Here is a 21977-nt window from a genome sequence, read left to right as displayed (position 1 = left end):
TGCCGGATCAGACTCGGGCAGCAGCGCCGCAGCGAGCGGCGGAGTCGGGGGCGCCGACCTGCTTGCCCGCGAGGGCGTCGAGACCCAACATCGCCAGCAGCGACGTGCAATCTTCGGCGTCGTTCGAGTGCGAAGCGACCGTCCGCGCGGCGACCGCGCATTGACGAGCGTTCTCCGCCTTCTCCGCGGAGCGCGCTTCAGCGAATTCGCTCTGCTCGTGGACGAGGGTGATGTGCCGTTCGGTGGACATATAACTCCCTAGGATCGAGCCGAAGCCTACGCCCCTAATCGTTATCTTCCACCCCGAACCCACCGAACATACCCTTAGAGCACCCCGCTGTTCGAGGCCTCTCGCCAGGTGTGCATTGGTGGATTACACCAGGATGACCGGGCAATCTTTGGATGCGATCCCAAGCCTGAGAAATCTCGAAATTCAGATCACGATGACATCACCACTCGCGCGATTCTTCGACTGGTTCAGCAGCCCGTCGATCAGCCGAGAACGGCTCCCGCGGCCCCCTCGCGCGGTCAGATGAGGAGGTCGCGGACGATGCCGTCGGCGAGGAGGCGGCCACGGTCGGTGAGGACCAGATTGTCGCCGGTGACGCGGGCCAGGCCGTCGGCCAGAATGCGGTCGAGGGCCGAGCTTGCCGAGGGGGCTAGATCCGCGAGAGGCAGGCCGGTCCGGAGGCGGACGGTGAGCATGAGGTGTTCGGTGTAGCGCTCGTCGTCGGTGAGGGCCTCCCAGCCCGCGGCGGGGAGACCGCCCAGGGCGACACGGTCGGCGTAGCGGGCGGGGTGCTTGACGTTCCACCAGCGAACGCCGCCGACATGGCTGTGCGCGCCGGGGCCGGCGCCGAGCCAGTCGCCACCGTCCCAGTAGCCCAGGTTGTGCTGACAGCGGGCGGCATCGCTCGCGGCCCAATTGGAGACCTCGTACCACGTCAGACCGGCGTCGGCGAGGCGGGCATCGATGCGTTCGTAGCGGGCGGCGAGGACATCGTCGTCGGGTGCGGGCAGTTCACCACGGCGGACCTTGCGTGCCAGCGCGGTTCCGTCCTCGACGATCAGGGAGTAGGCGGAGACATGATCGACACCGGCGGCCAGCACCGCGTCCAGACTCAGATCCAGATCGGCATCGGTCTCGCCCGGGGTGCCGTAGATCAGATCGAGGTTCACGTGGTCGAACCCGGCCGCGCGCGCCTCTTTCGCCGCGGCGACCGCGCGGCCCGGCGTGTGCGTGCGGTCGAGCACCTTCAGCACGTGCTGTGCGGCGGACTGCATGCCGAGCGAGATCCGGGTGTAGCCCGCCACGCGGAGCCGCTCGAAGAACTCGGGCGAGGTGGATTCCGGGTTGGATTCGGTGGTCACCTCGGCGTCGGCGGCCAGGGTGAAGTTCGCCCGTACGGCATCGAGAACCGACGCCAGCCCGTCACCACCGAGCAGCGACGGTGTCCCGCCGCCGACGAAGATCGTCGACACCGCGGGCGTCGCGCTCGGCAGGGCACCGAACTCGGCCGCGGCGGTCGCGAGCTCGCCGCGCAACGCCTCCAGCCACGACTGCGGCGACGCCGAAGTACCCAGCTCCCCCGCCGTATAGGTGTTGAAGTCGCAGTACCCGCAGCGCGTGGCGCAGAAGGGCACGTGTACGTACACCCCGAACGCGCCGCTCCCGAAATCGCGCAGCACCGGCCGATCGGCATCGGCCGGTGTCACGCCGGGAACCCCGGAAGCAGCGCTGGTAGTCACCCCTCCAGTCTGCCGGGCCCTGGTAGCGCGCTCCGCCCGGCCCCTCGCACGTCAGTCCGTCACGACGGGCGTGTTCTGGTTGGCGGTGAGCACCCAGGCGCCGTCTTCCTTGGTCATCACGTACATCGGCGTGCCCTGCCCGGACAACTCGCCGTCGAGGGTGAAGTAGCTCTGGCGGATCTTGACGGCGGCGACATCGGGCCGCAGGAACAGCACGTGCTCGACCTCGTAGGTCGCGGTGCCGTGCGTCGTGGCCCCTGGCAGCACCTGCGCCGTGAACTCGGCGATGGCAGGGCGCCCGAACAGCCGCTTGCCGTGACCGGTGGTCCAGATCGCGTCCTCCCGGAAGACGGCGACGAACTGCTCGGCCAGTTCGTTGGCCTGGGCGTGCGCGATGGTGTCGACGACGGCGCGGATGGCCACGAGTTCGGTGTCGAGATCGGCGGGGGTCTGACCGGCGGCAGTGGCGTCATTGCTCATGGCACTACTGTGCAACCTCGAGTGCGATCCAGGTCAACCGCGCTGTGCGGCACCGCACACATGCCCGCGCGGGGTATCACAGCCCGGTTCCGGGCGGCGGCCTATGACCCCCGTCACAGAACAGGACGGCCGTCCAGGGAATTTCCCCCAAAAGTGCGGGAAATATCTCCTTGCGGTCGGAACGACCAGGCTGACGTGGCACAATAGCCACATGCACGCAACTGGAGTACGACTCGTGGCCCGTCGCCACGTCGACTTCCAGCGTGTCTGCAGCGCCTGTTGTCGGCCCGGTTTCCACCGGTAGCGCAGCGGCGTCCACGCCCGGGTATCCCCCGGTGCCTTCGACTTTCATCGGCCCGCTGACTCCCCTGACGCGAGCCAGCCCCTCGCGCCTTCAGCACGGATGTCCCAACACCCCCGCAGGAGCGACCACCCATGACGTCGAGCACCGACGCCGGTTCGACCGAACAGTCGACGGCGCAGGCCCGCACTGAGCGTTCAGCTGCCCAGCGCCCGGCCCGCCCGAGCACCGATGCCCCGGTCGCACCGCGCGCCCGCACCGGCAAGCCGGTCCGCCGCCGGTCCGAAGGCCAGTGGGCCCTCGGCTACCGCGAGCCGCTGAACCCGAACGAGCAGTCCAAGAAGGACGACAACCCGCTCAACGTGCGTTCGCGCATCGAGAACATCTACGCCAAGGGCGGCTTCGACTCGATCGACAAAGCCGACCTGCGTGGCCGTTTCCGCTGGTGGGGTCTCTATACCCAGCGCGAAGAGGGCTACGACGGCACCTTCACCGACGACGACAACATCGACCTGCTCGAAGCCAAGTACTTCATGATGCGGGTGCGGTGCGACGGCGGTGCGCTTTCCGCCGCCCAGCTGCGCACGGTCGGTCAGATCTCCACCGAGTTCGGCCGCGACACCGCCGACCTGTCCGACCGCGAGAACGTCCAGTACCACTGGATCGAGGTCGAGAACGTCCCCGAGATCTGGCGCCGGCTCGAGTCGGTCGGTCTGCACACCACCGAGGCGTGCGGCGACTGCCCGCGCGTGGTCCTCGGTTCGCCGCTCGCGGGCGAGTCGCTCGACGAGATCATCGACCCCACCTGGGCGATCGACGAGATCGTCAAGCGCTACATCGGGAAGAAGGAGTACTCGAACCTTCCCCGCAAGTTCAAGACCGCGATCTCGGGCCAGCAGGACGTGGTGCACGAGATCAACGACATCGCCTTCGTCGGCGTGAACCACCCCGAGCACGGCCCCGGCCTCGATCTCTGGGTCGGCGGCGGTCTGTCCACCAACCCGATGCTGGCGCAGCGCGTCGGCGCTTTCGTGCCCCTCGAAGAGGTCCCCGACGTGTGGGAAGCGGTCGTCTCGCTCTACCGCGACTACGGCTACCGCCGCCTGCGCACCAAGGCCCGCCTGAAGTTCCTGATCAAGGACTGGGGCATCGAGAAGTTCCGTCAGGTACTCGAGGACGAGTACCTGAAGCGCAAGCTCATCGACGGTCCGGCACCCGTGCAGCCGGCCAAGCCCATCGACCACGTCGGTGTCCAGAAGCTGCGCAACGGCCTGAACTCCGTCGGCTTCTCCCCCATCGCCGGTCGCGTCTCGGGCACCATCCTGAGCAAGGTCGCCGACGCCGCCGAGAAGTACGGCTCGGATCGCATCCGCTTCACCCCGTACCAGAAGCTGATCGTCCTCGACATCCCCGACGACCAGGTCGACGCGCTGATCGACGAACTCGAACCGCTCGGCCTGCAGGCTCGCCCCTCGGTCTGGCGTCGAAACCTCCTCGCCTGCAGCGGCATCGAGTTCTGCAAGCTGTCCTTCGTCGAAACCCGCAAGCGTTCGCAGGTGCTCGCACCCGAACTCGAGCAGCGCCTGGCCGACATCAACGCCGAACTCGACGTGCCGATCACCATCAACATCAACGGGTGCCCGAACTCGTGCGGCCGGTCCCAGATCGCCGACATCGGCTTCAAGGGCCAGCTCGTCGACGACGGCACCGGGAATCAGGTGGAGGGTTTCCAGGTTCATCTCGGTGGCAGCCTCGGCCTGGACAGCGCGTTCGGCCGGAAGTTGCGTCAGCACAAGGTGACCAGCGTCGAGCTCGGTGACTACATCGATCGCGTCGTCCGCAACTTCGTCAAGAACCGGGAATCCGGGGAACGCTTCGCGGTGTGGGCTGTGCGCGCCGACGAGGCCGACCTCCGATAGTCGATGAGGAGATCCCCACTGTGACAACGAATCTCGCGGCCAAACTGTCCGAAGCCGAATTGCGCGCGCTCGCCGAGCAGGGTGCGGCGGAGCTGGGCCCCGACGCCTCGCCCGCCGACCTGATCGCCTGGACCGACCGCAACTTCGGGAACGGCTACATCGTCGCCTCGAACATGCAGGACGGTGCGCTGGTCCACCTGGCCGCGCAGACCCGTCCCGGTGTGGACGTGCTGTTCCTCGACACCGGCTACCACTTCGCCGAGACCATCGGCACCCGCGACGCGGTCGAGGCCGTGTACGGGGTGAATGTGGTGAACGTGCGCCCCGAGGCGAGCGTCACCGAGCAGGACGAACTGCTCGGCAAGGATCTGTTCGCCCGCGACGCCGCCGAATGCTGCCGGCTGCGCAAGGTGGTCCCGCTGAAGAAGTCGCTGAGCGGCTACAACGCGTGGATCACCGGCATCCGCCGCGTCGAGGCGCCCACCCGCGCCAACGCGCCACTGATCTCGTTCGACGAAGCCTTCGGCCTGGTGAAGATCAACCCGATCGCACCGTGGTCCGACGACGAGATGCAGGCCTACATCGAGGCCAACGGCATTCTCGTCAATCCCCTGGTGGAGGAGGGCTACCCGTCCATCGGCTGCGCACCGTGCACGCGCAAGCCCGAGCCGGGGTCCGATCCGCGCAGCGGCCGCTGGGCCGGTATCGCCAAGACCGAATGCGGATTGCACCAATCATGACCATCACCACCACTGGGAGTGAGCCTGTGAGTACCAACACCACCGAACGCGAACTCGGCCTGTCCGAGTTCGACACCCTCGCGGCGCTGGAATCCGAGGCGATCCACATCTTCCGTGAGGTCGCGGGCGAATTCGAGCGTCCCGTGATCCTGTTCTCCGGCGGCAAGGACTCCACCGTCCTGCTGCACCTGGCGCTCAAGGCCTTCTGGCCCGCGCCGCTGCCGTTCACGCTGCTGCACGTGGACACCGGCCACAACCTCGACGAGGTGCTCGAGTTCCGCGACAAAGTGGTCGAGCGCTACGGCCTTCGCCTGCACGTGGCCTCGGTCGAGGAGTACCTGGCCGACGGCCGCCTGACCGAGCGTCCCGACGGTATCCGCAACCCGTTGCAGACCGTGCCGCTGCTCGACGCCATCACCGAGCACCGCTTCGACGCGGTCTTCGGCGGCGGTCGTCGCGACGAGGAGCGCTCGCGCGCCAAAGAGCGGATCTTCTCGCTGCGCAACGCCTTCGGGCAGTGGGATCCGAAGCGTCAGCGCCCCGAGCTGTGGAACCTCTACAACGGCAAGCACGCGCCGGGTGAGCACGTGCGCGTGTTCCCGCTGAGCAACTGGACCGAGCTCGATATCTGGCGCTACATCGCCCGCGAGGACATCGACCTGGCGTCGATCTACTACGCGCACGAGCGTCCGGTGTACTCCCGTGACGGCATGTGGATGACGCCCGGCGTGTGGGGCGGCCCGAACGAGAACGAGGTCCTCGAGACCCGTTCGGTGCGCTACCGCACCGTCGGCGACGGCTCCACCACCGGCGCCATCATCTCCGACGCCGCCGACAACCAGGCCATCCTGGCCGAGGTCGCGGCGTCACGACTGACCGAACGTGGCGCTACGCGTGGCGACGACCGTGTGTCCGAAGCCGCCATGGAAGACCGCAAGCGAGAGGGTTATTTCTGATGTCCGACCTATTGAGGCTGGCCACCGCCGGTTCTGTCGACGATGGCAAGTCCACGCTGGTCGGACGGCTGCTCTACGACACGAAGTCCGTGCTGGCCGATCAGATCGACGCGGTCACCCGCGCCTCGGTCGACCGTGGACTGTCCACGCCGGACCTGTCGCTGCTCGTCGACGGCCTGCGCGCCGAGCGTGAGCAGGGCATCACCATCGACGTGGCGTACCGCTACTTCGCCACGCCCAAGCGGTCTTTCGTGCTGGCCGATACGCCGGGGCACGTGCAGTACACCCGCAACACGGTGTCGGGCGCGTCCACGGCGCAGCTGGTGATCCTGCTGACCGACGCGCGCAAGGGCGTCATCGAGCAGACCCGTCGCCATGCGGCCGTGCTGGCACTGCTCGGTGTGCCGCGTCTGGTGCTCGCGGTGAACAAGATCGACCTCGTCGACAACCCGGCCGAGGTGTTCGCCGAGATCTCCGCCGAGTTCAACGAGCTCACCTCGAAGCTGGGCTGGGCCACCGAGGACGTCATCGAGATCCCGGTCTCGGCGCTGCACGGCGACAACATCGCCAGCCGCTCCGAGAACACCCCGTACTACAACGGCCCGTCGCTGATCGAGCACCTGGAGTCCGTTCCGGTGGACGCTGATTCGACTGGTACGCACGCGCTGGGTCTGCGTTTCCCGGTGCAGTACGTGATCCGTCCGCGCACGGCCGAATACCCCGACTACCGGGGCTACGCGGGTCAGATCGCGGCCGGTTCGGTGTCACCCGGTGACGAGATCGTGGTGCTGCCCTCGGGTAAGAAGACCACCGTCGAGCGCATCGATACCCCGGACGGCGAACTGGCCGTGGCGCAGGTCGGGCGCAGCGTGACGCTGATCCTGGCCGACGAGGTCGACATCTCACGCGGCGACATCATCGCCTCGGTGCACGACGCGCCGGAATCGATCGACACCTTCGACGCGACCGTGTGCTGGCTCGGCGACAAGGGTCTGCGTCCCGGCGCCCGGCTGCTGCTCAAGCACGGCGCCAAGACCACCCAGGCCATCGTCGGCGCGCTCGTGGAGCGGTTCGACGAGCAGACGCTCACCGCACAGGCCGGCCCGGAGTCGTTGGAGCTCAACGACATCGGACGTGTCTCGCTGCGCTTGGCCGAGCCGATCCCGGCCGACGACTACCGCACCAACCGGCACACCGGGTCGTTCCTGCTGATCGACCCCGCCGGTGGCAACACGCTCGCGGCCGGCCTGGTCGGCGACGTGCTGACCTCGGTCGAGGTCGGTACCGCGGTCTGATGTATCGCCTGCCCGCTCCGCCGCGTGGTGCCGTTGCGGTGCCGCGCGGCGCGGGCGGGCCCGCGTTGATCGCGGTTGCCCATGGCAGCCGCGACCCGCGTTCGGCGGCGACCATGGCGGCCGTGGTCGCCGACGTTGCCGCTGCCCGGCCCGACATCCCGGTCCGGCTGGCTTTTCTGGATCTCAGCACGCCCTCGGTGGACGAGGTGGTCGACGACCTCGCCACCCAGGGGCACACCGACGTGATCGTCGTTCCGCTCCTGCTGGGCAACGCTTTTCACGCGCGGGTCGACCTTCCGGCGCTACTGGCCGAGGCAGGCCGCCGTCATCCCCGGCTGCAACTCACCCAGGCGGCGGTACTCGGCCCCGATCCGCTGCTCATCGCCGCGGTGGCCGACCGAGTCGCACTCTCGTGCCACCTCCTCCCCCTGCTCCCCACCCTGGTCACACCGCTGGTCCCAGCCTTTCCGGGTGCGCTCGCTGCCACAACAGATCCGTTGAGTGATGCTCCGGTCGGAATCGCCGTCGCCGCGGTCGGTTCGCGCGACGCCGCGGCCAATCGGCGGACCGCGGTGGTATCTCGACGATTGGCGGCGGTGACCGGCTGCCCTACTGAAATGTGCTTCGCGACAGTCGAACCCAGTGTCGATCTGGCGGTGGATCAGCTGCGCGCCCGCGGAGCCGAACGCATCGTCGTCGCGCCGTGGTTTCTGGCGCCGGGGCTGCTCACCGACCGGCTGGCCGCGGCCGCGGCCGAGGTCGTGCATGCCGACGTGATCGGAGCACACTCCGCGCTGGTCGACGTGATCTGGGCTCGATACGACACTTCCGTCGCCACCGCGCTCGTACTCTCGGCCTGATCCCAGCAGATTCGGGCCGCTTGGTCCCGCCCCGAATGGGGTAACCCCTCACGCTGCCCTCGATTCGGCCGAGCCCACTCCGACCGGTTCGGGACGCGAGCGCGAGGTTCGCGCTGCCCACATCCGCACCCGCGACGATCCGCGCCTTCACTTCGGATCGACGTCGCCATCACCTCTACGGCCAGAAGTTCGCCTGTATCGCGTCTACTGGTGCGGCTCTCGACACAACCGGATTCGGCACCCACGGTGGCGCAGCTCACACGCATTCCACTCTTTACTACATACCCCCCGGGGGTATATGTTCGTATCAACGCACAGCGAACTGAGAGAGGCGAAACGATGACCACCAACGCCCACGCCGGACACACCGCACACGTCAACGCCGCAGCCCAGCCCGGCCACGTCGAACAGAGCACCGCGCACGGCGGCGGTGCGCACGCCCCGCACAACGGTCACGCGCCGCAGGGTGGCGCCCATGAAGGACACGAGGCCCACTCCGAGCACGGCGGTGGCACTCACGCCGGACACGGCACACACGCAGCCGGGCACGATGCGGGCCTGCCCGGGGGCCTGCGGATTACGCAGGACGGGTACACCCTCGACCTCGACACCACGATCGCCGAGCCCGGCAAGATCGACTTCCGATTCCGAATTCTCGGCCCGGACGGGTCGGCAGTGACCGAGTTCGACGCGATTCACGATCGCGAACTGCACCTGATCGTGGCGCGTCGCGAGCTGACCGGGTTCTGGCATGTACACCCGCGACGGGAAGCGGACGGCACCTGGGCGATCCAGCTGGACCTCCCCGAAGCCGGGGCTTATCGGGTGTTCACCGATATCGCACCGCGCGCACTCGGCCGCACCATCACCCTCGGCGCCGATCTGGCGATCGCGGGACACTATGCGCCACAGCCGGTTCCGGTGGTGAACCGCACCACCGAGGTCGACGGCTATCAGGTGACAGTGGCCGGTGAGTTGCGCGCCGAGGGCGATCTACTGACGCTCACCGTGCGCAAAGACGGCGAGCCGGTGACAGATCTGCAGCCGTACCTGGCGGCTTTCGGCCACCTCGTCATCCTGCGCGCGGGCGACCTCGCGTACGTCCACGTCCACCCCAACGGCGAACCCGGCGACGGAATCACGCCTTCGGGTCCCGAAGTCACCTTCCACACGGCGGTTCCGGGCCCCGGGACCTACCGCCTGTTCCTGGACTTCCAGCACAACGATGTCGTCCGGACAGCCGCATTCACCCTCACCACTCTGGAGATCACGACTCCCTGACACGGCGACTGTTGCCGTGTCAAGCCAGAGCACATCCGCGAACTCGGTCGGCTACGTTCGACTCGGCGCGTCCGACAACAAGCGGGTCGCGATGGTGCGGGCCGCTTCCACACGAGCCGAATCACCGGTCTGGCGAGCGACATTGGCGGCGCTCACGATCGCGTCCAGTTCGAAGACCAGCAGATCGGGGTCGACGTCGGCGAGTTCGCCCATGGCCTGAGCCTTCCGGACCTCGCCGGCCAGGAAGGACAGCCAGTAGTCGTGGTCGGCGACGACGGCGTCGCGCACGGGACCGGGCTTGCTGCTGAATTCGGTGAGGGTGGCCACCCGGAAGCAGCCGCCGGGGAAGGGCGGATTCTCGATGTGCGCGAACCAGCCGTCGATCAGCGCGCGAACCCGGGTTCCACCGCGTGGCGCGCGCAGGCCGGGGGCGATGACGCGTTCGATGAAGATGTCACGGCCCGCCTGAACGGCGGCGAGTTGGAGCGCCTCTTTGGTACCGAAGAGGGTGGCGATGCCGCTCTTGCTGATGCCGAGGTCGGTGGCGAGCCGGCCGATGCTGAGGCCGTCGAGACCCTCGACAGAGGCGAGTTCGGCGGCGCGCCGGGCGATGGTGGCGCGCGCACGGGCGCCCTTGGCCAACCGCTGATCGCTCGGTTCCGACAACTGGGTCATGTGCATCATTGTTCCACTGCGGGGTTGCGAAGGCGAACGATCGGTCGTACTTTTATTTACGAACGATCGTACGTTCTTATTTCTCCCCCTCGAAGGACTCCGCATGACCGACGTGACAGCTCGGCCCGAAGATCCGCTCAGCACAGCCACTCCCGACAGCAGCGCCGCAGGCCGCACCCTCGCCGTCGCCTCGGGCGCCGCATTCATCGCCTTCCTCGACCTCTCGGTCGTCAACATCGCGTTCCCGACGATCGCACTGAGCTATCCCGGCACTCCCACCGGGACGCTGACCTGGATCGTCAGCGGCTACGCGATCGCGTTCGCGGCGCTGCTCACCCCGGCCGGGCGCATCGCCGACGCACTGGGTCGCCGTCGCCTGTTCGCGCTGGCACTGGCCGGATTCGCCATCACCTCACTGCTGTGCGGGCTGGCGCCCGGCGCGGGCTGGCTCATCGCCGGACGGGTCCTGCAGGGCATCGCGGCGGCGTTCATGGTGCCCGCGGCACTCGGGCTGGTCCTGGAGGCCACGCCACGAGCGAAGATCGGCGCCGCCATCGGCGCCTGGTCGGCCGCCGGTGGTTTCGCGGCGGTGGTCGGCCCGGCGCTGGGTGGCGCGTTGGTCGAGGCGTTCGGCTGGCGCGCGGTGTTCCTGATCAATGTGCCGATCGCGTTGGCGCTGATCGTGCCGGGGCTGCGGCTGCCCGGCGGCGACCAGGGCTCCCGCGAGACGACGCTGCCCGATCCGCTCGGCACGCTCGCCGTCGCGATCGGGCTCGGTGCGATCGTCGCGGCCGTCACCGAAGGCCAGTCGTGGGGGTGGACCGCACCCGGCACGCTCGTCGCCTTGCTCGGCGGTCTCGCGCTGACCACGTTCGCGCTGCTTCGCTCCCGTCGGCACACCAATCCCGCTGTCGCCGTGGCACTGTGGCGTGATCGGCAATTCGCCGTGGCGAATGCGGGTTCGTTCCTGTTCGGCGCCTCGATGTTCGCCTGGCTGCTGGCCGGTCCGCTGTTCCTCGATGCCATCTGGGGCTACTCCGTCCTCGAATCGGCGGCGGCGCTGACCGTCGGCGCGGTGGCCTCGATGGTGACCGCCGTTGTCACCGGGCGGATTACGACGCCGGCAGGCCAGCGGTGGGTAGGTGTGCTCGGTGCGCTGATGTCGACAGCCGCGCTGGTCTGGATGAGCACCGACGCCTTCGGGCCCGAACCCGCGCTGTGGACAGCGTGGATTCCGGCGGGCGTGCTCGGCGGCGGCGGGATCGGCATCGTCGTCACGGTGTTCGGCACCGCGGCAGCGAGTTCTGTTCCACCGCAACAGTTCGCGGCGGGTATCGGAATGAACGTCACCGCCCGGCAGGTGGGCGGAGCACTCGGCATCGCCGTCCTGGCTGCCATCTTCTCGGCGACCTCCGACGACCCCCTTCGCGGCTTCCACCTGCTGTTCGCCGTGTGCGCGGCCATCAACCTCGCCGTCGCCCTGCTGCTCGCCGCGCCGTCGCGGGCTCGTTCGACCGACTGAACCAGAGGAGATCGACATGTCTTCCAGCACACCGCTCTCCGTGCAGTTCTCCGCCGAGGCCGACGATCCGCTGGTACTGGCGCCGGAGCAGGCCGCCGCACTGCTCGCGGGGGCACCGTGGCAGCGTTTCGCGGTGCTCGGCGATTCGATCGCCGCGGGGACGGGTGACCCCAGTCCCGGATACGCTCCCACCGGCTGGGCCGATCGGGTCGCGGCACACCTCACGTCGGTGAATTCCACACTGGCCTATCGCAATACGGGCCGGATCGGCGCGACCAGCGGTCAGGTCATCGACCGGCAACTCGCCGAAATCCTGGAGTTCGCACCGGATCTCGTGCACCTCAGCTGCGGCGGCAACGACCTGTTCACCGCGGGCGGCGACATCGATCAACTGCGCACGAATCTGTCGACGATCCTCACCGCGCTGGCCGCCACCGGGGCACAGCTGTCGATTTTCACCGTGGCCGACGTGTGGTCGGTCGAGCGGATGGCCCCGATGCGAGCCATGCGGCCGCAGATGATCGCGTTCAACGAGGTGGTGCGGGCGGTGGCCGCCGAATTCGATGCGGTGCTCACCGAATTCTGGAACCATCCGCTGCGGTCGAGACCCGAGTTGATGAGCGCGGACCTCATCCACTTCACCACGAGTGGGCACGCGGTGGTGGCCGGTGAGGTGGTCAGGTCGCTGGCCTCGCTCATCGACAGGTCGTAGTGGGGGCGGGGCGGTCGCAGCAGGATCGCCCCGCACAGACCTCAGCCGGCAACGGCCTGTGCGCCGATGCGGCGCTCACCTGTTGTCGTGCACCAATCGAGTACCGAGTGCGACCAGTTCGGATCTCACCTCGGCAGGACCGACCACCTCCACGTCGCCGCCCCAGCCCGCCAGCTGCCGGGCGACCATGTTCACGGTATCGGCGGAGATCTGTGCTCGCACCCGACCGTCGGGTGCCGGGCCGAGCAGAGTGCAGTTGCGGCCCTGCTGATCGGCCAGGATGGGGGCGAGCTCGGTGGAGACGAGAACCGTCGCGGAAACGGCGGCGCGCCGCCCCTCCATCTGCTCGACGATCTGCGCCCATTCCGCGGCGAGATCGAAATCCGCTGGTCGGTCGGCTGTTTCGTCGAGCGTGATGGCGTCGGCGATCCGGTCGAGGCGGAAGGTTCGCTGCCCGCGGTCGGTGCCCGCGATGAGATACCAGACCGTCTCCTTCTCGACCAGGCCCCACGGATCGATCGTGCGGACCGTGCGTTCCCCCTTGCGCAGGTATTCGATGCGCACGCGGCGGCGATCCACCACCGAGCGGCGCAGCGTATCGAGCACCGCGGGTGCTCGAGGATCGGGGCGACCCCACCGCGCCGGATCGACCACAACCGCGTCGGCTGCGGCGGCCGCATCGGCGCGGAAAGTGTGCGGCAGGGCGCGGACCAGTTTGCGAAGGGCCGACTTCAGTTCGGGGGCGGCCTGGGCCGCCGGACCCGCGAGCAGGAACAGCGCCCTGGTCTCCCCCGCCGTCAGCCCGGACAGGTCTGTGCGGGCGCCGCCGATCAGCGACCAACCGCCCCCGCGACCCGATTGCGGATAGACCGGGATGCCCGCGGCCGACAAAGCCTCCAGGTCACGGCGGGCCGTCGCCACCGAGACTTCGAGCTCGGCCGCGACCTCCGCAGCCGTCACCCGCCCGCGTGCCTGCATCAACAACAGGGTGGCTACCAATCTGTCCGCTCGCATACTCGGCAATTCTGCCGAACAAAGTGCTCATTCGGTGAGCACTTTGGCTGGCAAGGTCGTTGTCACACCGAAGCGACAACCGAATGGAGCAGACATGCTGCGCGGAATGGCCACCACCACCTACTACGCCGACGACCTCACCGCCGCCAAGGACTGGTACAGCGAATTCCTCGGCATCGCGCCGTATTACGAGGTACCCGGCGGGTACTACGAGTTTCGGCTCGGGCCGTTGCAAGCCGAGCTGGGCATCATCAACCGCGCGTATGCCCCGGCAGGCGCACGCAATGCACCGGGTGGAGGCGGAGTCGTGTTCTGGCAGGTCGACGACCTCGCGGCCACCTTCGCCCGGTTGCTCGAGCTCGGCGCCACCGAGTACGAGCCGATCACCGAACGCGGCGAAGGAGCCGGGTTCGCGACCGCGGCGGTGCTGGATCCGTTCGGCAATGTGCTCGGGATCATGGCGAACCCCCACTATGTGGCGATGACCGCGCCGGTGCCGACCTAGGTCCCGCGTTCAGGCTGTGGCGCCGGTGGCGACAACCGCGGTGCTCAGGCGAACCAGCGCTCGAGGACGGTGGCCACTCCGTCCTCGCTGACGTCTCCGGTCACCTCGTCGGCGAGGGCGAGCACCGCGTCGGGCGAGCCTGCCATCGCTACCGAATGTGCCGCCCAGCGCAACATCTCCCGGTCGTTGAAACCGTCGCCGATGGCCAGAGTCGCATCGGCCTCTACGCCGAGGAGGAGCCGAAGTCGTTCCAGTGCCCAGCCTTTGGACACACCGCGCCGGGAGACCGTGAGCCACGGACCGTACTCGCCGTGCACCCAGGAGGCATCGGGCACATCGAATTCCTGTAGGAGGCGCAGCATTTCGTCGGGGCTGCCGTCGGGCCACCAGCCGTTGAGGCGCGGGGTCGGCACACTGCTCAGTGTGCGGTGGTCGACCAATCGGAAGTCGCCGATCGAGAACTCCCCCGGCCCGTGCCCCGTCGCCCAGGTACCGACGCCCACCTGTTCCGCGGCGAAGATCATCGCTGGGAACAGTGCGCGCAGCGCGAGTACGGCAGGTCCCGGATCGAACGACTGGACCGCGACCGGCTCGCCACGCGCCACATCGATGTGCACAGCACCGTTGGAACACAACGCATGCCCCTCGGCGAGCCCGAGCTCGCTCAGCACCGGACGTGTGGTGAGCACCGTTCGCCCGGTGGTCACCACCACATGCGCGCCGGCCGATACCGCCGCTCGCACCACCGCCCCCACCCGCGCGCTGATATCGACCCCCTTCGCCAGCAGGGTCCCATCCACATCGAGCGCAATCAGCTTCGGCGCTCCCCCAGCTAAACCCACCGCCCTATTGTGCCCGCACCCACCGACAGCCCACCCCGGTTTCACTACCAGCGCTCCGACGACCGGCCGCGCGAACCGCATCGCCGTGGCTGCGGGCCGCGAGATCGACTCTCGTGGCACACCCGTCCATGTCGCAGCGAGCCCCGCGACATGGACGTGATACCGCGGCCGGGCTACGCAGGCGCGTCAGCCGATCAGCAGCGAGAGCCGGAGCCGTCGGAGGAAGAGCTCGTCGGCGGTGGCGCGCTCGTGCACTGCGTGTTCGAGGACACTCAGCACTCCCGGGTGTTCTCCAGCGACGATGACGTCAAACTCTTCACGTGCGGAGTGCATTCGTCGATGTCGCCTACAACGAAGCACTAGAGTTCCCGTTCTCGCGGTCGGCCCTGCCTCGCCGATCGGATGTTCATACCACCGGCGAGGCAGGGCCGACCTGTCAGTAGCAAGAACATTCCTGTCAGTAGCAAGAACATTGATGCCGCGGCGGCCGCAACGGGCGTGACCCATGGTCAGCGGCGTGAGCCGCCACCGCCACCGCCACCGCCGCCACCGCCGCCTCCGGTGGAGCCACCTGCCGATGCGCCACCTTTGGAGCCTCCCGAGGACGCGCCGCCGGAGGACGCACCACCGGAGGACGCGCCGCCGGAGGACGCGCCGCCACCGGACGCACCGCCGGAGGACGCGCCACCACCGGACGCACCACCCGATGACGCACCACCTGAGGCGCCACCGCCTGACACGCCACCACCGGACGCACCACCGCCTGACACGCCACCACCGGACGCACCACCTGATGACGCACCGCCGTCGGATCCGCCACCGGAGGACGCACCACCTGAGGCGCCACCGCCTGACACGCCACCACCCGACGCACCACCGCCTGACACGCCACCACCCGACGCACCACCGCCTGACACGCCACCACCCGACGCACCACCGCCTGACGCGCCGCCGCCTGAGGCACCGCCACCGGAAGCACCACCGTCGGATCCACCGCCAGACGCACCACCACCACCGCCGGTGCCGCCGCCGGTCGATGCACCGCCATCAGACGTCCCGCCGCCGGTCGAGCCACCGGAAGTTCCTGTGCCGCTCGATGTTCCACCACCGGTCGAGCCGCCTGCGGTATCCCCGTCGGTCGTACCGCCGGTCGGCGTTCCGCCCGAGGTGGTGCCACCGGTCCCGCCGGTCGAGGTGCCGGGGCTGGAAGGTGTTGTGCCGGTGCTGGTTCCACCGGTCGGGGTCGATCCCCCGACATCGACCGTCACGCCGCCCGTACTCGGCGTGGATGTGCCACCGGTCGGTGTGGACGTGCCGTCCGTCGGTGCCGTACCCGGCGACGGCGCGTTACCTACGGCGGGAACAGTGCCGGGCGAGGTCGGAGTGCCCGGCACCGCAGGAGTGCCAGGGCTCGAGACCGGGCCGCTGTGGGGAAGTTCGGGGGTGCCGGGGTTGGTCGGCGTGTTCTGGGGCTGGGCAGCCTGTTGGCCGAACGGTAAGGGGTTGATGAAGCGGGCCGGGTCGCCGTAGGTGGTACGGGCGAGGACCGGCGACTTGCAGTCATTGCTGACGTCCAGGCGGCCGGGGGCGCCGCGGTCGGCGCTGCCGCCTGGGCGTGATGTGCCGCCGGGCGCGGTCGCGGGGGCGATGAAGTTCTCGTAGGCGCTGCGGGCCGCGGCTATGCCCGCCACCCGGATGCGGCCGTTGAGCGGGTCGACATCGCTGACCAGACCTGCGGTTCGGGCGGCGAGGAGGTCGGCACTCATGTCGTAGAGCAACGCGTCAGCGGGAGCGCCCAGCACCGGGAACCGGTCGAGAACCGGCATCAGGCCGGGGTCGAAGGGACTGCCGAACACGGTCATCGCCGACATGGCGAGCGCGGAAACGACTGCCGCGCTGGAGAACACCGCAACGTGCGGCACCGGGCCACCGGTTTGCTGCTCCGGCGCGAAGGTGCGAGCCGCCAAACCCGCCGCGCCCGAGGCGATCACCTGGCCGGGGTCGGCGACGGTGACGAGCGGAACGCCGAGTTCGGCGAGGGTGCGGGCGACTTCGGGCGGACGCGAGGCACCGCCGACCACGAGAATGCGCGACAGGTCCGCGAGCCGCAGCCCCGCCGCGGACACGCTCTTGCTGACCAGCGGGAAGGTGTCGCGGATGTGCTCGGCGCGCAGCGCGTCGATGTTCACCATGGAGGTGAGGGTCTGGGTCGCGCGGCCCGGACCCGGGTCGCCCGCGTAGCGAGCGACCATCTCGCCGAGCGGCTTGCCACCGAAATCGGTGGACCGCGTGGGAGTCCCGACCATCGGGTGGTGCGGCCAGTCGGGACCGACACGCAGCACGGTGAGGTCGAGGCTGGTGGCGCCCAGGTCGTAGACGAGTACGAAGCCCGGCTCCAGTGGGCCGCGATCGACCTCGAGCCATTCCGCGGCGGCGACCGGTTCCGGCACCAACAGGACCTCACCGGCGCCCGCGAGATGCAGCGCCTGGCCGAGTAACGAGACCTGTTTGTCGGTATAGACCGCCGGATAGGTCAACACGATCCCGGCGGGCGGTTCGGCCAGCTCGATCAGACCGGTGACCACCGCGGCGATCAGGTTGGTCGCCGAGTAGAACCGTCCACCCATCACCATCGGCTCGGGCTCGCGCGTGAGATCCGCGAAATCCGTGATCGCCGAGGCGAATTCGTTGATCGCGCCGATACGGGGCCTGCCCGCGTCGTCGAATGTCAGTGCGGTGCGTCGTGTTCGCACCGCCGGTTTGGCCGGATCGTCGGCGACTACCGCCGAAATCGCATTGACCGCACCGATACTCAAGCCCAGACCTCTGGTCATGTTTTTGCTATCCCGTCAACGCACCGTGACCACGTCCAGCACGCGAGCGCACCATGTGGCCGCGGTCGTCTTCCAAACAGCTCGCCTAGATTAACTGGCACTTCCGCGAATTGCTGCCGGATTGATACGGAAACCGCAACCATGCGCCACCACAAGGCGATTCATGCAGGTGAGATCGTTGAAGCCAACATATCCACCCCCCTGAACACCCTCCCCGCGATTCACAGACTCCGAGAAGCAGCTACCTGCGAGTAATCGGACAGAGCGCCCATTGAATACATTCTTCAAGTTTGTTATCCCGCACATTCAGCACACTTACCGACCGGTAACCAATTCATTTACTACCAACACGATTTCACTGGCGGCGAATTACATTCCCCCATTTCGAAGTCGGCCCACTTTCAGTGACACGTCAATGCAGCGACCGAATCCCGCCAGCACGACCCTGCGCGCGCCGGTTGACTGAAAGGACGGAGAGACACCGACCCGATGTTCGAAAAACCTAGGGAAAGAAGGCACTACGCATGTCCACTCGATTCGCCGACCAGGTCGTACTCATCACCGGCGCCGGCTCCGGCATCGGCAAGGCGGTCGCACTGCGAGTCGCGTCCGAGGGAGCCGCCGTGGTTCTCGGCTCCCGCGGCAAGGACCAGGGCGAGCAGGTCGCCGAGCAGATCAGGGCGACGGGCGGCCGCGCGCTGTTCGTCGCGACCGATGTCACCGTCGATGCCGATGTCGAACGACTCACCCAGGCCGCGCTCACCGAGTACGGCCGCCTCGACGCGGCGTTCAACAACGCGGGCGCGGTGAACGCCTTCGGGCCGATCGCCGAGATCGATACCACGTCCTGGCGCGCCGACCTGGATCTGAACCTCGACGGCGTCTTCTACGGTCTGCGCCACCAGGTTCCGGCCATCACCGCCTCCGGCGGCGGCGCGATCCTGAACAACGCCTCCAACCTCGGAGTGGTCGGCATGGCGCACGTGGCGCCGTATGTGGCCGCCAAGCACGCCGTCGTCGGACTCACCCGGTCGGTGGCGCTCGAGACCGCGGCGACGGGTGTGCGGGTCAACGCGCTGATCTCCGGCGCGGTCGACACCCCGGCGTTCCGCGCCTCGATGGGCGCGACTCCCGAGGCAGAGGCGGCCATCGCGGCGCTGCACCCGATGGGCCGGATCTCCCAGCCCGACGAGGTCGCCGCGGTGTGCGCCTTCCTGCTCAGCAACGAGGCATCGTTCGTCACCGGTGCGGCCATCGCCGCGGACGGTGGCTTCACCGCGCAGTAGGCGCACACGAAAGGCCCGCAACGTCTCCCAGTGACGTTGCGGGCCTTCGCTTTTCGATCAGCTGCGAGCGAACAGCCGCTTCACCGAACGTTCCCGCTGCACCGCGGCGCCGCGGGCGACCGCCTGCGGGCGACGGGCGCGAACGAGTCGGTCGAACTCGGCCGCCTCGCGGGTGGGCTCGCGCAACTTGCCGCCGTTGAAATCGTCGGCGAGCTGCTGCACGGTCTCCTGCGCGCACGACTTGTTGGTCCCGATGAAACCGGTCGGGCCGCGCTTGATCCAGCCGGTCACATACGTGCCGGGGAAGACCTCGCCAGCGGGTCCGGTGAGCACCCGGCCCGCGTCGTTCGGGATCACCGCGCGAGCGTCGTCGAACGGCAGATCCACAGTCGGCACCCCTCGGTAGCCGACCGAGGTGAGCACGACACCGGCCTCGAGCAGTGTCGTATCACCGGTCGGCGTGGCGGCCACGCGACCTTCGGCATCGGCGACGAGCTCGTTGCGCTCCACCCGTACCCCGGTCACCGTGTCGGTGCCGACGATCTCCACCGGCGAGGACAGGTAGCGGAACACGATGCGTTTACGCTCACCGAACGGGCGATTCGCGACGCTGTGCAGCAGGCGCAGCTTCTGCTCCACCTTGTAGGGCAGATCCGGCGTGATCGCGGGCAGCTCGCCGTCGATCGCGATGTCGATATCGGCGGCCAGCAGGCCGACGAACTCGGGCACCGTGAACGCCGACTCGGCCGGACCACGACGGCCCAGGATCACGACCTCTTCGATCTTGCTCTCGCGCAATGCCTTCAGCGCGTACGGCGCGATATCGGTGTCGGCGAGCAGCGCCGGATTCACGGTCAGGATGCGGGCGACGTCGAGCGCGACGTTGCCGTTGCCGACGATCACGACCCGCTTCTGGTTCAGGTCGAACCGGTCCTCGGCGTGGTCGGGATGGCCGTTGTACCAGGCGACGAAGTCGGTGGCCGACACATTGCCCGCCAAGCCTTCGCCAGGAATGTCCAGCTTGCGATCCGAGGACGCGCCCACGGCGTAGATCACGCCGTGGAAGTGCTCGAGCAGCTCGGCATGGCTGATGTGCTTGCCGATCTCGACATCGAGGTAGGTACCGAAGTCGTCCTGCTTCGACATGATGTCGAACAGGTCGGCGACCTTACGGGTGTGCTTGTGATCGGGCGCGACGCCCAGGCGCGCCAGCCCGTAGGCCTGCGGCAGGCGGTCGAACATCGTGACCGCGACACCGGGCTGGGTGAGCAGCTCGTCGGCGGCGTACATCGCCGAGGGACCCGATCCCACGATGGCGACGCGCAGCGGGGAGCGCTGCGTGTCGATCGCGGGCGGCATCACCGGCGCGGCCAACGTCGGCCGATCCCGCTGCACACGGTAGAAGTCGGCGTTGATCTCGATGAACGGCTTCTGCTCGTCGGTCAGCTTCTTCGACGAGGTGATGGCATCGACGGGGCATGCGGTGGCACAGGCACCACAGTCCACGCAGGCCGCCGGATCGACGTAGAGCATCTCTGCGGTACGGAAATCCGGCTCATCCGGGGTGGGATGAATACAGTTGACCGGGCATGCGTAGACGCACGAGGCGTCACTACAGCATGACTGGGTAACGACATATGGCATATTGCTATCGTCTCAGGCGGCGTGCTTAGCGGAGCGCTTGGGCTCCGAGCGGTACCGGCTGGACGGGCCGTCGATGCCGAACATCTTCCACACCTTGCGGGCGACCGGGTTCATCAGACCGATCTCCTCGGCGAGCGCGCGCACGTCGATGAAGTAATCGGCGAAGACCTGCTTGGCCTCCTTGGAGCCGTAGAACAGCTCCTTGCGCACGTCGGCGGGCATGTCGAACTGCTTGAAGAAGGTCTTCGGCGGGGTCGCGATGGCCCGGCCGAGGATGAACATGATGGTCGGCATGGCCAGCGACAGCACGAACTTGTTGAACGAGCGCTGCGCGGGCACGTTCTTCTTCAGGAACTCGTGCGCGAAGGAGATGTGGCGAGCTTCCTCGGCCACGTGGATCGCCATCACGCCGCGCATGATCGGGTGAATGTCGTCACCCGAGCGCAGGATGTCCTTCTGGATGTGGTCGATCGGCTCTTCGCCGGCGAGTACGGCCATGAAGAACAGGTTCGGCATCAGCGCGCCGACCGGGGAGACCAGGTGGCGCAGCTGACGCACGAGCGGGTTCATGCCCGGCACGTCGGCGACGCGGTTCACCATCTCCTGGAACATCAGGGTGTGGTTGTGCTCTTCGATCATCTCGTGCGAGCAGTACCGGAATTCCGGGTCGTTGTTCTTCAGATTGAAGATGTGCTGCATCATGCCGACGATCAGGATCGCCTCGAACTGCAGGCCGACCTTGGCCACGTTGGCCTGACGGACCTTGCCGATCTCGATCTTGGTGTCCAGCGGCAGCGCCTGGTACCAGGGGTGGCGACCGATGGGGTCGGCCGAGGTGACCAGGACCCAGCGCTCGGGCTTGCAGTTCGGATCGAAGTCGGGGGCGTCCCAGTCGATGTCCTCGAACGGGTCGAAGTGGCGATCGACCGATGCCTCGGACAGCATCAGCAACTTCTCGGCGTACGCCTGAGCCTCCGCGACTACAGGATCGACGTCAGGGGTGGTGGGCGCAGACATCGTCGTCACTGCCTCTCCTCTAGGGACGTTTACTGTTTCCAATGGTTACACCTACACCGAGTCACGTCAACTCCATGCCATGCCGAATTTCTCGTGTTCGGCGTGGCGAAAGCCCTGTTGAGGAAGCTACTCACCAGTAAAAATGCCTCTACCTGTGACACTGCGTCATGCACAGTCTTCGAGGGTCCGCGGTGAGACACGAAAAAAAGTTGTCCGGCGAGCGCGTCGAACCGGCTGACGGACCGCCGGTACCGGTTAACCTGCGCCGATCCCCATCAGTCGGACCGCGCACGGACCGCCGGCGAACCCCTCGACAACGCACCGGGGCCCCGCGACAGGTGTCGC

The 21977-nt window shown here is 67.9% G+C and carries 19 protein-coding genes; 10 read left to right on the top strand and 9 right to left on the bottom strand.

The window, feature by feature from the left end:
* Window positions 1-7: 7 nt before the first annotated feature.
* The 3 genes from ACWGCN_RS33530 to ACWGCN_RS33520 form a co-directional block, all read right to left on the bottom strand.
* Complete coding sequence (locus tag ACWGCN_RS33530; protein WP_067456243.1) at window positions 8-250, bottom strand: hypothetical protein; 243 nt, start codon at window positions 248-250, stop codon at window positions 8-10.
* 278 nt (window positions 251-528) lie between these two features.
* Window positions 529-1716 (bottom strand): radical SAM family heme chaperone HemW, encoded by a 1188-nt coding sequence (hemW, locus tag ACWGCN_RS33525; protein WP_387447933.1) that lies wholly within the window; start codon window positions 1714-1716, stop codon window positions 529-531.
* A gap of 84 nt (window positions 1717-1800) precedes the next feature.
* Complete coding sequence (locus ACWGCN_RS33520) at window positions 1801-2229, bottom strand: SgcJ/EcaC family oxidoreductase (protein ID WP_452458236.1); 429 nt, start codon at window positions 2227-2229, stop codon at window positions 1801-1803.
* Window positions 2230-2664: 435 nt separating this feature from the next.
* Between ACWGCN_RS33520 and ACWGCN_RS33515 the strand changes: the two genes are divergently transcribed.
* The 6 genes from ACWGCN_RS33515 (at window position 2665) to ACWGCN_RS33490 (ending at window position 9581) form a co-directional block, all read left to right on the top strand.
* Window positions 2665-4449 carry a nitrite/sulfite reductase gene (locus ACWGCN_RS33515; protein WP_379311914.1) on the top strand — a complete coding sequence of 595 codons (1785 nt, stop codon included), beginning with the start codon at window positions 2665-2667 and terminating at the stop codon, window positions 4447-4449.
* Window positions 4450-4469: 20 nt separating this feature from the next.
* Window positions 4470-5189: a phosphoadenylyl-sulfate reductase gene (locus ACWGCN_RS33510; RefSeq protein WP_452458235.1), complete on the top strand. Its 720-nt coding sequence runs from the start codon at window positions 4470-4472 to the stop codon at window positions 5187-5189.
* Window positions 5168-6145 carry a sulfate adenylyltransferase subunit CysD gene (cysD, locus tag ACWGCN_RS33505; RefSeq protein WP_378993846.1) on the top strand — a complete coding sequence of 326 codons (978 nt, stop codon included), beginning with the start codon at window positions 5168-5170 and terminating at the stop codon, window positions 6143-6145. Before ACWGCN_RS33510 ends, cysD begins: the two co-directional genes overlap by 22 nt.
* The gene (locus ACWGCN_RS33500; protein ID WP_378993844.1) at window positions 6145-7440 is read left to right on the top strand and encodes a sulfate adenylyltransferase subunit 1; all 1296 of its coding nucleotides are present in this window, start codon (window positions 6145-6147) and stop codon (window positions 7438-7440) included. Before cysD ends, ACWGCN_RS33500 begins: the two co-directional genes overlap by 1 nt.
* Window positions 7440-8300, top strand: coding sequence for a sirohydrochlorin chelatase (locus tag ACWGCN_RS33495; RefSeq protein WP_452458234.1), 861 nt, complete (start codon window positions 7440-7442; stop codon window positions 8298-8300). The genes ACWGCN_RS33500 and ACWGCN_RS33495 overlap by 1 nt, the downstream gene beginning before the upstream one ends.
* 339 nt (window positions 8301-8639) lie before the next feature.
* On the top strand, window positions 8640-9581 hold the full coding sequence (locus ACWGCN_RS33490) for a hypothetical protein (protein WP_452458233.1): 942 nt from the start codon (window positions 8640-8642) through the stop codon (window positions 9579-9581).
* Window positions 9582-9632: 51 nt separating this feature from the next.
* On the opposite strand, the gene ACWGCN_RS33485 is transcribed toward ACWGCN_RS33490, so the two are convergent.
* A complete protein-coding gene (locus tag ACWGCN_RS33485; protein ID WP_452458232.1) occupies window positions 9633-10256 on the bottom strand; it encodes a TetR/AcrR family transcriptional regulator in 624 nt (207 codons plus the stop codon).
* Between the two features lie 103 nt (window positions 10257-10359).
* Here ACWGCN_RS33485 and ACWGCN_RS33480 point away from each other — a divergent pair, with 103 nt between their 5' ends.
* Window positions 10360-11778, top strand: a complete 1419-nt coding sequence (locus ACWGCN_RS33480) for an MFS transporter (protein WP_452458231.1) — start codon at window positions 10360-10362, stop codon at window positions 11776-11778.
* A 16-nt stretch (window positions 11779-11794) separates the two neighbouring features.
* Entirely contained in the window at window positions 11795-12490 is a 696-nt protein-coding gene (locus ACWGCN_RS33475; protein WP_452458230.1) for an SGNH/GDSL hydrolase family protein, read from the top strand.
* A 75-nt stretch (window positions 12491-12565) separates the two neighbouring features.
* On the opposite strand, the gene ACWGCN_RS33470 is transcribed toward ACWGCN_RS33475, so the two are convergent.
* Window positions 12566-13504 carry a helix-turn-helix transcriptional regulator gene (locus ACWGCN_RS33470; RefSeq protein ID WP_452458229.1) on the bottom strand — a complete coding sequence of 313 codons (939 nt, stop codon included), beginning with the start codon at window positions 13502-13504 and terminating at the stop codon, window positions 12566-12568.
* Window positions 13505-13598: 94 nt separating this feature from the next.
* Here ACWGCN_RS33470 and ACWGCN_RS33465 point away from each other — a divergent pair, with 94 nt between their 5' ends.
* On the top strand, window positions 13599-14009 hold the full coding sequence (locus ACWGCN_RS33465; protein ID WP_387447733.1) for a VOC family protein: 411 nt from the start codon (window positions 13599-13601) through the stop codon (window positions 14007-14009).
* A 44-nt stretch (window positions 14010-14053) separates the two neighbouring features.
* Here the strand turns inward: ACWGCN_RS33465 and ACWGCN_RS33460 are convergent, their stop codons facing one another.
* Window positions 14054-14851, bottom strand: a complete 798-nt coding sequence (locus ACWGCN_RS33460; protein WP_379311922.1) for an HAD family hydrolase — start codon at window positions 14849-14851, stop codon at window positions 14054-14056.
* A 509-nt stretch (window positions 14852-15360) separates the two neighbouring features.
* Window positions 15361-17685, bottom strand: coding sequence for an Hsp70 family protein (locus ACWGCN_RS33455; RefSeq protein ID WP_452460477.1), 2325 nt, complete (start codon window positions 17683-17685; stop codon window positions 15361-15363).
* 524 nt (window positions 17686-18209) lie between these two features.
* Between ACWGCN_RS33455 and ACWGCN_RS33450 the strand changes: the two genes are divergently transcribed.
* On the top strand, window positions 18210-18971 hold the full coding sequence (locus ACWGCN_RS33450; protein ID WP_452460476.1) for a glucose 1-dehydrogenase: 762 nt from the start codon (window positions 18210-18212) through the stop codon (window positions 18969-18971).
* A gap of 57 nt (window positions 18972-19028) precedes the next feature.
* Here ACWGCN_RS33450 and ACWGCN_RS33445 read toward each other — a convergent pair whose 3' ends face one another.
* Both ACWGCN_RS33445 and ACWGCN_RS33440 read right to left on the bottom strand, forming a co-directional pair.
* Window positions 19029-20615, bottom strand: coding sequence for an FAD-dependent oxidoreductase (locus ACWGCN_RS33445; RefSeq protein ID WP_452460483.1), 1587 nt, complete (start codon window positions 20613-20615; stop codon window positions 19029-19031).
* Window positions 20616-20627: 12 nt separating this feature from the next.
* Window positions 20628-21641, bottom strand: a complete 1014-nt coding sequence (locus ACWGCN_RS33440; RefSeq protein ID WP_378993818.1) for an AurF N-oxygenase family protein — start codon at window positions 21639-21641, stop codon at window positions 20628-20630.
* Window positions 21642-21977 lie beyond the last annotated feature (336 nt).

This window comes from Nocardia sp. NPDC055050, from assembly GCF_053608345.1.
Note: the sequence above shows the minus strand (reverse complement) of the source record. Positions and strands in the feature narration are given on the sequence as shown.

Bases quoted from the DNA above. Each gene is read 5' to 3' on its own strand.
- ACWGCN_RS33530 (WP_067456243.1), bottom strand. From the start codon at position 250: ATGTCCACCGAACGGCACATCACCCTCGTCCACGAGCAGAGCGAATTC.
- ACWGCN_RS33520 (WP_452458236.1), bottom strand. From the start codon at position 2,229: ATGAGCAATGACGCCACTGCCGCCGGTCAGACCCCCGCCGATCTCGAC.
- ACWGCN_RS33515 (WP_379311914.1), top strand. From the start codon at position 2,665: ATGACGTCGAGCACCGACGCCGGTTCGACCGAACAGTCGACGGCGCAG.
- cysD (WP_378993846.1), top strand. From the start codon at position 5,168: ATGCGGATTGCACCAATCATGACCATCACCACCACTGGGAGTGAGCCT.
- ACWGCN_RS33500 (WP_378993844.1), top strand. From the start codon at position 6,145: ATGTCCGACCTATTGAGGCTGGCCACCGCCGGTTCTGTCGACGATGGC.
- ACWGCN_RS33495 (WP_452458234.1), top strand. From the start codon at position 7,440: ATGTATCGCCTGCCCGCTCCGCCGCGTGGTGCCGTTGCGGTGCCGCGC.
- ACWGCN_RS33490 (WP_452458233.1), top strand. From the start codon at position 8,640: ATGACCACCAACGCCCACGCCGGACACACCGCACACGTCAACGCCGCA.
- ACWGCN_RS33485 (WP_452458232.1), bottom strand. From the start codon at position 10,256: ATGACCCAGTTGTCGGAACCGAGCGATCAGCGGTTGGCCAAGGGCGCC.
- ACWGCN_RS33480 (WP_452458231.1), top strand. From the start codon at position 10,360: ATGACCGACGTGACAGCTCGGCCCGAAGATCCGCTCAGCACAGCCACT.
- ACWGCN_RS33475 (WP_452458230.1), top strand. From the start codon at position 11,795: ATGTCTTCCAGCACACCGCTCTCCGTGCAGTTCTCCGCCGAGGCCGAC.
- ACWGCN_RS33470 (WP_452458229.1), bottom strand. From the start codon at position 13,504: ATGCGAGCGGACAGATTGGTAGCCACCCTGTTGTTGATGCAGGCACGC.
- ACWGCN_RS33465 (WP_387447733.1), top strand. From the start codon at position 13,599: ATGCTGCGCGGAATGGCCACCACCACCTACTACGCCGACGACCTCACC.
- ACWGCN_RS33455 (WP_452460477.1), bottom strand. From the start codon at position 17,685: ATGACCAGAGGTCTGGGCTTGAGTATCGGTGCGGTCAATGCGATTTCG.
- ACWGCN_RS33450 (WP_452460476.1), top strand. From the start codon at position 18,210: ATGTCCACTCGATTCGCCGACCAGGTCGTACTCATCACCGGCGCCGGC.
- ACWGCN_RS33445 (WP_452460483.1), bottom strand. From the start codon at position 20,615: ATGCCATATGTCGTTACCCAGTCATGCTGTAGTGACGCCTCGTGCGTC.